This window comes from Acidimicrobiales bacterium (assembly GCA_035630295.1).
Lineage (GTDB): Bacteria > Actinomycetota > Acidimicrobiia > Acidimicrobiales > Iamiaceae > Iamia.
The window spans coordinates 72,217-84,862 of record DASQKY010000044.1; the positions used below are offsets into that span (position 1 = coordinate 72,217).

At 75.8% G+C, this 12,646-nt stretch carries 7 protein-coding genes; 2 read left to right on the top strand and 5 right to left on the bottom strand.

Features of this window, described 5'->3' with window-relative positions; translation table 11 throughout:
- Window positions 1–191: 191 nt before the first annotated feature.
- Together VEW93_13065 and VEW93_13070 are read right to left on the bottom strand one after the other, a co-directional pair.
- Entirely contained in the window at window positions 192–605 is a 414-nt protein-coding gene (locus VEW93_13065; GenBank protein HYI62722.1) for a hypothetical protein, read from the bottom strand.
- A 200-nt stretch (window positions 606–805) separates the two neighbouring features.
- Window positions 806–1,213, bottom strand: coding sequence for a RidA family protein (locus VEW93_13070; protein ID HYI62723.1), 408 nt, complete (start codon window positions 1,211–1,213; stop codon window positions 806–808).
- Window positions 1,214–1,681: 468 nt separating this feature from the next.
- Between VEW93_13070 and VEW93_13075 the strand changes: the two genes are divergently transcribed.
- Window positions 1,682–2,404: a glycosyltransferase family 2 protein gene (locus VEW93_13075; GenBank protein ID HYI62724.1), complete on the top strand. Its 723-nt coding sequence runs from the start codon at window positions 1,682–1,684 to the stop codon at window positions 2,402–2,404.
- Between the two features lie 6 nt (window positions 2,405–2,410).
- Here the strand turns inward: VEW93_13075 and VEW93_13080 are convergent, their stop codons facing one another.
- Window positions 2,411–4,690: a glycosyltransferase gene (locus VEW93_13080; GenBank protein ID HYI62725.1), complete on the bottom strand. Its 2,280-nt coding sequence runs from the start codon at window positions 4,688–4,690 to the stop codon at window positions 2,411–2,413.
- Window positions 4,691–4,781: 91 nt separating this feature from the next.
- Here VEW93_13080 and VEW93_13085 point away from each other — a divergent pair, with 91 nt between their 5' ends.
- Window positions 4,782–6,323 (top strand): flippase activity-associated protein Agl23, encoded by a 1,542-nt coding sequence (locus tag VEW93_13085; protein ID HYI62726.1) that lies wholly within the window; start codon window positions 4,782–4,784, stop codon window positions 6,321–6,323.
- Window positions 6,324–6,330: 7 nt separating this feature from the next.
- On the opposite strand, the gene VEW93_13090 is transcribed toward VEW93_13085, so the two are convergent.
- On the bottom strand, window positions 6,331–10,650 hold the full coding sequence (locus VEW93_13090; GenBank protein ID HYI62727.1) for a DUF2298 domain-containing protein: 4,320 nt from the start codon (window positions 10,648–10,650) through the stop codon (window positions 6,331–6,333).
- Between the two features lie 3 nt (window positions 10,651–10,653).
- Window positions 10,654–12,552, bottom strand: coding sequence for a hypothetical protein (locus VEW93_13095; GenBank protein HYI62728.1), 1,899 nt, complete (start codon window positions 12,550–12,552; stop codon window positions 10,654–10,656).
- Window positions 12,553–12,646: the final 94 nt, after the last annotated feature.

Genomic DNA, 12,646 nt, shown 5'->3' on the forward strand with positions numbered 1-12,646 from the left:
CCCGCAGGTCACCCGGCACTCCTCCGTGTCCTCCCGCACCGCCGAGCACCGCCGGTATCGTCCACTCCATCGTCTGCGGGCGCGCGGCAGTGGGTGCACAGCAGGCACGTGAGCCCGGCACCGGCGATGATCTCCGCCGGTTCCGACGCCGCTCACGCGGGGTTCGAAGGGCGGCCGCTGTTGGGCGTCGATCAGGTGGACGTGGCTTCGATCGAGTCAGGAGCCCTCGGCCGCACGATGCCGAAGTAGATCGTTCCCAGCGATCCAGCGATGATCCCCACCACCGGGATCCAAGGAGCGATGCCGACCTCGCCCGGATACGGATTCGTGACCGTGCTGTCGAACGGGAGGCCGTGGTACAGCAGGAACACGAGTCCAGTGAGTCCGGCCATCCACGCGGCCAGTCGCGGCGCCCAGGTCGCGTCCCGGCGCAGGCCGGAGCACGCCACAAGCAGCACGGCCTCGAGCATGCCGACCGCGACTGCGGCGGTCCATGAATACCGGCCGCCGATCGCGTCCGCCGGGATCACCAGATGTAGGGCCTGGAAGACGTACACGGTGGCGATCGAGAGCCAGAGCAGTCGGCTGTTCCGCTCGGGAGCCACCGCGACACCCTAAGCAGTGCTCAGCGATGCCTCCCTTCCAAGTCACACCTGGCGAACTCCAGAGCCGTCGGATCGCGTCGCCGCGCGTCGTCGGCCTGCGCCCGGCGACTTGGAGCTGGTCGCACTCCAAAGCATCTCGGAACACCTCGAGATGCCCGAGCACAGCCACACGCCGCGCTCGGAGACGTGGCGGTTCGGTTTTAGGGAAGGACGGCCACCGCCTCGACCTCGATCAGGAGGTCGGGCTCGCCCAGGGCGGCGACGCCGATGAGAGTGATGGGGCGCACGGCGGTGATGCCCAGCTCGCCGGCGGCCTGGAGGAAGCCCTCGCCGAGCTGGTCCATCTTCTCGGACGACCAGTCGACGACGTAGACGGTGAACTTGGCGACATCATCGAAGGTGGCGTCTACCGCGGCCAGGGCCGTGTGCACGTTGGTGAAGGCCTGAGCGGTCTGGGCGGCCAGGTCACCGGGGCCCACCGGTTCGCCGTCGGCGGTGCGGGCCACCTGGCCGGCCAGGTAGACGGTGCGGCTCCCGGTGGCCACGGCGACCTGGCAGTAGACGTCCGGGGTGGGCAGGCCAGGGGGATTCAAGGTGATGACAGGCATGGCCCTTTCCTAGCCCGCCCCAGTCCGGGACACGCCTCACGCCACGTTCCCAACGGGCTCAGGAGATGCTCAGGCCACGCTCGGCCGGGGGACAGGGGGCCCGGGCATGCTGACTCCACCGAGATCTGGCGGAACCTCCCGGAGGCCGCCGTGAGCAACGTCGAACCGGAACAGCACGATCACGACCCTCAACGTCCCCATCGCGTCCGGAGACAGGAGGGCGGGTGAACGTAGGATGCGCGGCGGCCGGGGATGTCGTCGGTCGTCATCGGGTTCGAAAGGGCAGGACGAGCGATGCCGGATCCCGGGCGGGTCCTCATCATGGGGGCGAGGTGGCCTGGGGTGGCTCGCGCCCCCGACCGGCTCGGGCACCGCGACCGGCTCGGACTAGGGACGGGGGACGGTGCCGGGCGGGTTGCCGGTTCCGTGGTCGGCGGCGCTGGCTTCGCCGGGACCGAGGCGTGACTCGTGATTGACCTGTCGGTCGTCATGCCGGTCTACGACGAGGTGGCGGTGATCGAGCAGGTCCTGCGTGAGCACCGCGATGTCCTGGACCAGAGGTTCGCGGCGGGGGCGGCCGAGCTCGTCGTGGTCGACGACGGCTCGACCGACGGCACCGGTGCCCTCCTCGACCGCCTGGCCGGTGAGATCCCCGGGCTCGTCGTGTTGCACCAGCCCCGCAACGCCGGGCCCGGTCCCGCGCTCTACCGGGCCATGGAGACGGCCCGGGGAGCCTGGCTCCTTCACCTCGACGCCGACGGCCAGACCGTGCCCCACGACCTGTGGCGGCTGTGGGACCGGCGCGATGAGGCCGACCTGCTGATCGGCGTGCGCCGGCCGCGGCGCGACCCGGTGCACCGGCTGGTGGTCACCCGGATGACCCGCCTCGTGGTGTGGGCCGTCAGCGGGCGCCGCCTCGAGGACGCCAACGCCCCGTTCAAGCTCATCCGCCGGGCGCTGTGGGACGACCTCCGGCCCGCCATCGACCCCACCGCCTTCGCCCCCTCGCTCCTGCTCGGCCTGGGCGCCGTCCGCCGCGGGTGGCGAGTGGTCGAGATCCCGGTCAGCCACCGGCAGCGGCCCGTGGGCCGCAGCACCTTCCGGATGGGCCGCCTGGCCGGGGCGGTGCTGGCCGCCGGCCGCCAGGCCGTCACCTTCCGGCGCTCGGTCGGCCGCCTGCCCGAACGCTGAGGAGTCTCAGGCCCGGCGGGCGCGGAGCACGACGCTGACGAAGGTCCGCTCGTCGCCCCGCAGGTGGTCGTTGCGGCGATCGACCCGGCGCAGCACGGCCACGGCCGCACCCACCGCTCCACCCACAGCCCCGCCCCGCCCCGGGGCCGTCCCCTCGGCCGGGAACCGACCCACGGCGGCGCCCACCGAGGCCGGCAGGAGCCCTCGTTCGAGGAGGGGCTTGCCGACCCCGTAGACCAGCTGGTGCGAGAAGGGGAAGGCGTGGTGGGTCTGCTCCTCGACCTCCTCGACCACGAAGCCGGCAGCGGCCACCCGCTCGGCCAGGTCGGCGGGCCGGTACAGCCGTTCGTGGCCGGTCCAGATCCCGACCAGCGGCCCGGGCCGGCGGATGGGGGCGCGACCGGCGGCTTCGAGCGAGCGGTTCACCGGGTCCCACCAGAAGGGGTAGTCGGCGTGGGGCACGCTGAGGACCAGGAGCCCACCCGGACGCAGCACCCGGTGCAGCTCCGCCAACCCGGCCGCGTCGTCGGGAAGGTGCTCCAGCACCTCCGAGGCCAGCACCCGGTCGACGCTGGCCCCGCGCAGGGGGAGGTGGGTCACGTCGGCCCGCACCACGGCGGCGGCCGGCACCTCCCGGGCGGCCCGGGCGGCGCGAGCCGGCGAGGCATCGGCGCCCAGCAGGTCGAGGCGGTGCAGCCGGTCGAGGAGGCGCAGGTGCGAGCCCAGGCCACAGCCGGCGTCGAGCACCCGCAACCCGTCGGCCAGGTCCAGCCGGTTGAGCATCCACCGGGTGCGGCGACGGTAGGCCATGTCGGCCTCGGCGCCCATCAGCGTGTCGATCAGCTCGGCCCGACCGGGCGTCGGCGGCACCGACCGGGTGGGCCGGGCCGACGGGGCGAGGGACTGGACCGACCGCGCGTGAGGCAGAGCCGACCGGGCGGAGAGTCGGGGCAGCCGGGAGGGGGGTCGGGGCAGCCGGGAGGGGGGTCGGACCGCCCGGCCGGAGGGTTGGGTCGACGGGTCGGAGGGTCGGACCGACCGGTCCCGCCGGGGGACTGACAGGTCGGAGGGGCGGACTGACGGGTCGGAGGGTTGGGTCGACGGGTCGGAGGGTTGGGCCGACCGGGCGGGCCGGGCGGAGGGGGCGGGGCGCTCGGCCAGGCGCAGCAGGGCCGCCTCGTAGCGGTCGACGGACTCGGTCGGGGAGTAGGTGTCGTGCACGGCGGCCGCGGTGGGCACCGGGGGCGCGGGGTCGCGCAGGGCGGCCACCACGGCCCGGGCCAGGGCCGGGGGGTCGTCCGGGGGGACCAGCCAGCCGAGCCCGGTGCGGGTGACGACCTCGCGGGCGCCGGGGATGGCGCTGGTGACCAGGGGCGTGCCGCACAGCAGGGCCTCGAGCTGGACGGCGGCGAAGCAGTCGCTCCGGGACGGCACCACCACCAGGTCGCACAGGGCGTAGAAGTCGGCCAGGCGCTGGCGGTCGAGCAGCAGGCCGAGCTCGGTGACGTGCGGGGCGGCCGCCGCGAACAGCGGGCCGCACCGGGCGTGGAAGTCCTCGTAGGCGACGGCGGTGTCGCCGGCGAAGAGCAGGTGGGTGCCGGGGGTGCCGGCGACGATGGCGGGCACGGCTCGCAGGAGCACGTCGAAGCCCTTCTCGGCCACGAAGCGGCCGGCGAAGCCCACGACCGGCCGCCCGGTGAGGCCCAGCTCCCGACGCCACCGGGCCACGGCCTCGGGGCGCGGCGCCGGGATCTCCACCGGCGGGTGGATGGCGCCGACGGGGCGCCCGAGCGACCGCAGGAACGGCGACGAGCGGGCGTAGTCGGCGCCGAGGGTCACGACCTCGTCGGCCGATCGGAGAGCGGCCCGCAGCGTCACGTCCATGGCCCGCTGGACCACGGCGTTGGCCGGCCCCGAGGGCATGACCACGTCGCCCTGGTGGGTCACCAGGAGCGGCGTCCCCCGGGCCCGGGCCGTGGCCGCCACCAGCAGCGCCTCGGCCATGGGGGTGTGGAGGTGCACCACGTCGTGGTCGGCCACGAGGCGGGCCAGGGCCGCCGGGTAGCCCGGCATCACCATGGTCCGGCTGAGCCGCCCCGCGGTGGGCACCCGCACCACCCGCACCCCGGCCAGCTCCTCGTGACGGGGGAGCGACCGGTCGTGCCGGGCGGCCAGCACCGTCACCTCGTGGCCGCGTGCGGCGAGGCCCTCGGCCAGCCGGGCCGCCAGGGCGGTGAGGCCGGTCCAGTGCGGGCGGTAGTACGTGAGCGTCACGAGGACCCGCACCGGGCCTGTCTACCACCCACCCACCGACCGCCGGATCGGCCCGGGCGCCGGGGCCGCGCCTGCGCCGGGACCCGAAGGGCATGATGGGTCGGTGGGCGCGATCGGGCGATGGCGGGCGGCGGCGGCGATCACCGCCCTGTCGGCGGTGGCCCACCTGTGGCGGCTCGGGCAGCGCCCGCTGGCCCACGACGAGGCCATCGACGCCTTCTTCTCGTGGCAGGCCCGCAGCGGCGGGATCATGCGCTACGACCCCGTCTACCACGGTCCGTTGCGCTTCTACCTCGAGGGCGCCGTCCTGGGGAACCTCGGCACCAGCGCCTTCCACGCCCGGCTGGTGGCGGCCCTGGCCGGCATCGCCGCCACCGCGCTGCTCGCCGGGTCGACCCGCACGCTCGGGCGGGTCGGGGCCCCGGTGGCCGCCCTGCTGTTCACGGTGAGCCCCACCGTGCTGACCGTGACCCGGACCGGGCGGGAGGACTCCCTGGTCGCCCTGGTCAGCATCGGCCTGCTGCTGGTGGTGGCCCGAGCCCTGACCGAGCCCCGGCCGTGGCACCTGGTCGCCGGTGGCGCGCTGCTGGCCGCCAGCTTCGGGCTGAAGGAGACCACGTTCCTGTTCGGCCTGAACGCGCTGGTGTTCTTCCTCCTGGGCGGGGCCGCCGCCCTCCGGCGCCCGGGCGCGGCCCGGGATGCGGCGCGGCGGGTGGGCGCCCTCGGGACCCAGCCGTGGGTGTGGACGCTGTGCGCCTTCGCCGTCACCTTCATGGTGATCTTCACCTCCGGGTTCCGCTACGCCGAAGGCCTCGAGTCGGGGCTCCTCGACGGGGTGCGGTACTGGTGGAGCCAGCACGACGTCGGCCGGGGAGGACAGCCCTGGTTCTTCTACCTCGCCGTCTACGCCGGCTACGAGTGGCTGATCGGGGGGGTGGCGGCCATCGGCGTGGTGGTGGTGGTGGCCCGGCGGCGGTCCCTGGTGGGGGCGTGGTTCGTGGCCATGGCCGTCGGCCAGGCGGCCCTCTACTCCTGGGCCGGGGAGAAGTTCGCCTGGCTGGCGCTGCACCCCCTGCTGCCGACGGTGCTGCTGGCCGGGCTCGGGGCCCAGGCCGTGGCCGACCGCGTCCGCGCCCCCGCGGCCCGCCGCGCCCTGGCCACGGTGGCCGCGGTGGGGGTGGCGATCACCGCCGTGGTCGCCGTCCGCCCGGCCATCACCGACGGGGCCGACCCCCGAGAGCTGCTGGTGACCGTGCAGACGTCGGTCGACGTCCCGCCCATCGTCGACCGCCTGGCCGCCGGGCAGCGCGACGGCACCATCGACTCCATCATCGTCGACCAGTCCGGCGGCGGCTCCTGGCCCTGGGCCTGGTACCTCCACGACCTGGAGAACGTCAGCTACGGCACCCTCGACCCGGAGGTGCTCCCCACCGACTTCGACGCCATGATCCTCCTGGCCCTCGAGCTCCCGCCCGAGGCCCCCGCGGGGTACCGGGTCGAGCGGTTCCGCCTCCGCGAGTGGTGGGTGCCGGACTACGCCAACGCCGGCGCCGGCGACCTGCTCCGATGGTTCGCCACCCGCGAGGTCTGGAGCCCCACCGCCAGCGCCGACCAGTACCTGGTCATCCGTGAGGCCGACCGCTGACCGAGGCTCACCGCGGCGCCACCGGCAGGCCGCCGGGCTGGCCGGCCAGGCAGGGCTGGTCGACGGCGGCGACGAAGGACGGGCCGTCCCGGAACACGACGGTCAGGCACGGAGCGGTGAGCAGGGCCCGGCGGCTCCGGGGGGTGGCCGCCGCCGCCTCCGTGGTGCCGAACACGACGTAGCCCACCGAGTAGCGCTGCAGCACCGACGTGATGACCCGGCCGTCGCCGCTCTCGTAGAGGGAGGACACGTCGGCCACCCGGTTGTAGACCGAGGGCTCGTAGGACCGGCGCTGCTGGCTCTGGTGGTACGGCCAGACGATGACGCTCGGCAGCCCGGTGTGCACCGCCACCCGCCCGGTCCAGGAGTAGTCCTCGCCCGGCATCTCGGCCACCGTCGGCGTGCCCCGCACGTTGCCCTGCAGCCAGGCGATGAGGGGGCGGTCCTCACCGGGGTCGAACGAGGCCGCGCCGGCGGTGACGGTGAGGCCGGAGTCCAGGTAGGCCAACCCGTCGAGGGAGAGGCCGCCGCTGCTGGTGCGGTCGCCGAGGCGGACCGGCACCGCCAACTGGACGAAAGCCGTCAGCATCAGCACGGCCCCCACCAGCACCGCCCGGGCGGCCAGGCCGGTGGCTCGTGCGGCCGGCGGCTGGCCCCGGAGCCGACCGAGCAGGCGCACCGGCGGCGCGGCCAGGGCGCTCAGGGCGACGGCCGACCCCAGGGCCAGCAGCAGCCAGGCCTGGTACCAGCCCTTGAACACCGTGTTCATGCGGTCGAAGTCGTTGACCACGCTGAACTGCTCGATGCCGGCCACCATGGCCCAGCCCAGGGCCAGCAGCAACGACGGCGCCAGCCCGGTGCTGCCCACCGGGGCAGCGGTGCGGCGGGCCCGCCAGGCGACGGCGGCGCAGCCCAGGGCCAGCACCGCCGAGATGGCCAGGGTGGTCCGCTCCGGCGCCAGGCGGGAGACGACCAGCACCACCACCGCGGCGGCCGCCGCCCCGGCGCCGAGGGCCGCCCGGCGGGGGGCCCGGACCGCGGCCGCGGCCAGCACCACGACGGTGCCCAGGGCCAGGAAGCCGAAGTGGGCCAGCCAGCTGGTGAACGGGGTGTGCATCGACGCGGCCTCGACCCCGGCGTCGGTGACCTCGGTGCGCCAGGCGTACGGGGCCCAGGCCACGAACACCACAGCCAGGGCGGCCAGGGCCGTCGCCCCGCAGCGGCGCCACGGCGCGCCGGCCAGCGTCGCCCCGGCCGGGGCCAGCGCCACCAGCAGCAGGGCGAGGGGCAGGTCCCAGGTGTTGACGGCGCGGGCCGCCCCCGCCAGGAGGCCGGTGAGGACGGCCAGGGTGGCCGGTTCCCGCCAACGGGCGGCCACCACCAGCGACCGGTTCCAGGCCAGGGCCGAGGTGACCACGGCCAGGAGGACGGGCAGGTCCATCACGTGGGGGTGCACGTCGCCGAAGAGGAGCGACCAGAGCGGGAACTCGGTGACGGCCGGCGACCCCGGGATGGTCCGGCTCAGGCCCCACCAGTCGAGCTCGCCGCGCTCCGAGCCGACGATCCGCCCCAGGATCGAGGGGACGATGGCCGCGTTGGGCAGGAGCAGCACGAAGCCGGCGGCGACGAGCCCGGCCCGGCGGATCGCTCCCGTGGGGGCCGCCGGTCGGTCGGCCGACCGACCGGTTCGGCGGTCGGGGCGGCGGCCGGGGCGCAGGGCGGCGAGTGCGCACCCGGCCGAGTAGGCGGCGCCGCCCACCATGCTGCCGATGGCCCCCAGGGCCAGGTTCATGGTCAGGGCCGGCGACGTCCGCAGGATGCGGGCCGGCACCGACAGGAGCAGGTAGCCGCCGTAGTAGTAGTTGAGCGTGCCGCCGGCGTACCAGGCGTCGTAGGGCGGCAGGGTCCGGGTCCGCAGGACCGAGGTGAGCATGGCCAGCTCGAACGGCTTCTCGCCGCCGCGGAAGAGGTGCCACAGGTCCGGGTTGGCGGCGCGCAGCAGGAGCAGGGCCACGAAGGCGGCGGCGGCGACCACCTCGGCCTGCACCAGGGCCCGGCGGCGCTCCGCCCACAGCTCGGCCAGCAGGGCCCGGCGCCGGTGGGCGCACCACGCCCCGAGCCCGACCCAGGCCGCCCCGCAGGCCACCACCACCCCGCGGGTCAGGGGCACGCCGGCCCAGGTGACGGCGGCGAAGACGGCGAAGCCGGTGACCACCAGGCCGACGACCTTGGCCATCCCCAGCCCGGCGTCGGGCAGGGCGCGCAGGGCCGGGGCCAGCACCACGAAGGTGGCCAGGCCGAGCAGCTCCAGCAGGGCGAACCAGCCCAGGGCGTGGACCAGGGGGTTCCCGTCGGTGTCGAAGTCGTCGTCGAACGTGCCGATCCTGGCGTTGGCGGCCCGCTCGCCGGCGTGGAGCATGGCGCCGTTGGCCGAGCCGTGGTCGGGGTGCACGGCCACCGCGGTGGCCGCCGCCACCGGGTCGAGGCGGGCCAGCAGGCCCTCCGGCGGCACGTCCCGCACCCGCCGCCAGATCCGCACCTCCGGGTGGTCGTAGACGGAGTAGGCCTCCTCGGCCCCCGACTCGTCGAGCTGCCACGGCCCCAGCCTCGGCGGGCTGGTGAAGGTGGCGACCCGCTCGAAGCCCAGCCTCCCGGTGTCGAGCTCCTCGAAGAACCGGATGGTCGAGGGGTACCGGGCCGGGATGCGGGTCACGGTCCCCCACACCCGGGGCGAGGACTCGACCACGTAGTCGATGCGGCCGAGCTGCTCGGCCAGGCGCTCGACCTTGTCGACGGTGTCGACCCCGAACAGGTCGAGCTGCTCGTACTCGTACGCCGTGGGCTCGGCCGGGGCCACGGCCAGCGGGAGCCCGTCGTCCCACGCCTCCACCGAGACCACGGCACCGGGCTCGACGTTCTGGGCCATCCAGCGCGAGGCGGTGACGCGGGTGTGCTCCTGGCCGTGGACGCCAGCCACGAACGCCACCCCCCACAGCAGGGAGAGCCCGACCACGGCCGCCGCCCCGGCCGCCGCGGCCCGGGCCACGCGGGGCTCGCGCTGGCGCGCCGCCCGGGCCAGGGCCACCAGCCCGTACCCGCCGCAGACGTGGAGGGCGGGCAGCATGGGCACGAAGTACCGGCCCGTGGTGACGCTCTGGCGCAGGACCAGGGCCAGGGGCACCAGCCAGGCGGCCACCACCACGGCGCTGGGCCACCGGCCCACGGCGGCCCGCCGGCGGACGAGGAGGGCGGCCCCCAGGGCGGCGGCGGCGAAGGTGCCGGGCCCGACGGTGAAGGTCACCAGCTGGCGGAGGGCGTCGAGGACCGGGGTGCGACCGGCCCACTGCAGGGCCGGCGGCAGGTCGAGGGCGTTCACCTCCCGGGTCCGGCGCAGGTCGGCCCAGAACTGGTCGGAGAGGCCGAGGCCCAGCCCGTCGAAGGCCGAGGGGTAGAGCACCCGGAAGGCCACCCCCGCCCCCACCACCACGGCCCCGAGGCGGATCCAGTCGGCCCGCCGGCGGCGGGTGGCGGCGAGCCAGCCGCAGGCCACCAGCGGCACCAGCACCAGCGGGGCGGCGGTCAGCTTGGCCGCCAGGGCGGCACCGGCGGCCAGGCCGGCGACCAGCCCCGTGCGGGCCGCCGGCCCGGCCCGTGGCCCCCGGTCGAGGCCGAGGGTGGCCAGCACGGCCAGGGCCGCGGCCAGCCCCAGCACCGGTTCGGAGCCCAGGAAGTGGGCGTGCTGGATGCCGAGGACCGAGACCGCGGCCAGGAAGGCGGCCGCCACCCCGACCCACGGGTCGCGCAGGCGCCGGCCGATGAGGCCGACGACCACGACGGTGGCGGCATCGGCCAGGGCACCGAGGAGGCGGCCCACGAGGTCGACCTCGTAGGCGTCGTCGAAGCGGGCGTGGCCGTCCTCGTCGATGAGGGGCACCCCGGCCGTGTCGACCGCCCCGGCCACCAGCGCCGCCGGTTGGTCGCCGCCCTCCACGCCGTCGTGCAGCCACCCGGCGACGCCCCGGGAGACGGCCAGGGTGGCCGGCCCGTAGACGAAGGTGTCGGCCCCCCGGTAGGCGTTGGCCGGTGACCGCTGGCCGTCGAGCCAGTCCAGGACCGGACCGGCCACCGTGCCGTGGGGTGCCGGCGGGGGGGCCTGGGCCAGGGCCGAGGAGGTGAGGGACCAGTGGCGCTCGTCGGGGTGGAGGTGCTGGCGCTGGTCGTGGTCCAGGTTCCAGGTGCGCAGGAGCAGGCCGACGGCGGCGCAGGCCAGCACCGCGGCCCACCACAGGGCCCGGCGGCGGGCCGGGCCCCGGCCGGCGGCGGCCACGGCCTACACCTCGTAGATCTGGTAGTCGCCGCCGGAGAACACGGGGTCGCCGCGGCCCCGCCAGTAGGCGTCGGACGCCCCGTGCTCGAAGCGCTCCCGCGGCCCGATGGCCACGTAGTCGACGCTGTAGCGGGTCAGGAGGGCGTCCACGCCGGCGCTCCCCGAGAGGATCGTCCGGGTGGCCGCCAGCCGTTCCCGCCAGTCGGGCAGCCCCAGGTCGTCGGTCCAGCCCGGGTAGCCGGTGAGGGCCGGGACACCGCTCAGGGCCGCCACCGCCGAGGTGTTGCTGGCCCCGTAGACCAGGGTGTCGCCGGGCTCCGCGGTGGCCCGCAGCCAGTGCGCGGCGGCCACGTCGTCGGCGTCGACCCAGGGGATGGCGCTGGAGCGCTGCATGGCCCGCAGCGTGTCGAGCGCCCCGGCGGAGGTGAGCGCCACGAGGGCCACGGCGGCGGCGACCGCCGCCGCGCCCCGGACGGCGGGGTGGCGGTGCCGGATCGGCCCCCGCACGGCCCGGGTGAGCAGCGCGGCGACGACCACGCAGGCCCCGAACTGCCAGAACAGGAAGAACTTGGTGTTGTTCCACTCCGACGGGTGGAAGGCCACCAGGTTCGGCACCACGAACCACAGCCACAGCGGGGCGCTCAGCCGCCGCAGCCGGCGTGGCACCCCGCCCAACAGGGCGACGGCCAGGACGAGGGGGAGGAGCAGCCCGACGTTGCGGACCCAGAACCACGGCCAGGACTGGCCCGACTGGGCCGCCATCCATCCCGGCAGCCACCGCAGCCGGCTCGTCGGCGGCCGGATGGCCAGGGCCAGGGGCAGGCCCACGGCCATCGCCGGCCCCAGGAACCACCACCAGGTGGCCCGCCGGTCGACCACCAGGGCCAGCCCGCCCAGGGCCAGGGCGCTGAAGAGCATGTGGACGTGCGAGATGCCGGTGGTGCCCACCAGCAGGCCGGCGGCCACGAAGCCGCTGCGCACCCAGGCGGGCCGGGCCGCCAGCAGGAGGGTGCCGGCGGCCAGGCCGGTGACCACGCCCAGCAGGGTCGAGCGCTGGGCGTAGAGCGAGGCGGAGATGGTGTTGTCGACCCACAGGTGCTGCTCGGGCATGCGGGCGTAGGTCTGCGGGAGCGCGGTGAGCGTGCGCCACCCGCTCTGGCGGACGTCCTGGGCGAAGTACCAGGCGCCCACCCCGCCGGTGAGGGTGAAGAGCACCACGGTCAGCCCCGAGGTCAGGCGCGAGCCGGTGAGGCGCAGCACGAACGCGAACATCAGCGGCGGGAGGGAGGCGGCCAGGAGCCAGGCCGACCAGACCAGGGCCTGGGGGAGCTCCAGGCCGGTCACGGTGAAGAGGGACCCGAAGTAGTTGGCCAGGACGTGGTAGCGCAGCGGCTCCCCGGCCGACAGGGGGAGCTCCAGGACCCGGTTGTCGCCGTAGGCGAAGGAGCCGGCGTAGGCCAGGTGGGCGGCCCAGTCCGCCCAGGTGGCCAGGCTGCCGGCCCGGATGCCCTCGCCGTCGGTCTGGTAGGCCAGCGCCAGGATCCGGGTGGACACCGCCCCGGTGACGAGGGTGAGCACGGCCAGCGGGCGCAGGCTGGCCGGGCGACGCCACGGCAGGCGCAGGCGGGCTCCGGCCCGTCGTGCCTCGCCCCGCAGCACCCCCCGGTGCCGGAGCCCGCCGGCGACCGCCGGAGCCCCGGGGAGGACGAGCCCGCAGGCCAGCGCGGCCCAGCCCATGCCGAACGCCTCGAACCCGACGAAGGACCCGGCCGACACGGTCACGGCCCCGACCACGATGCCGATGGGGAGGCGCTCCTCCAGGCGGAGCCGGACCCCGGTCCACGTGGTGAGCCCGACGCCGATCGCCGCGATGGCCAGGACCAGCGCCGCGCTCAGGACCATGGCCGGCGACAGTAGCGGTGGGCTCCGGCCGGGGCCGGACCCCCGGGCGACGACCGCCCGCCCCGGGGGTGACCCTCCGGGCGGGCACCGCAAC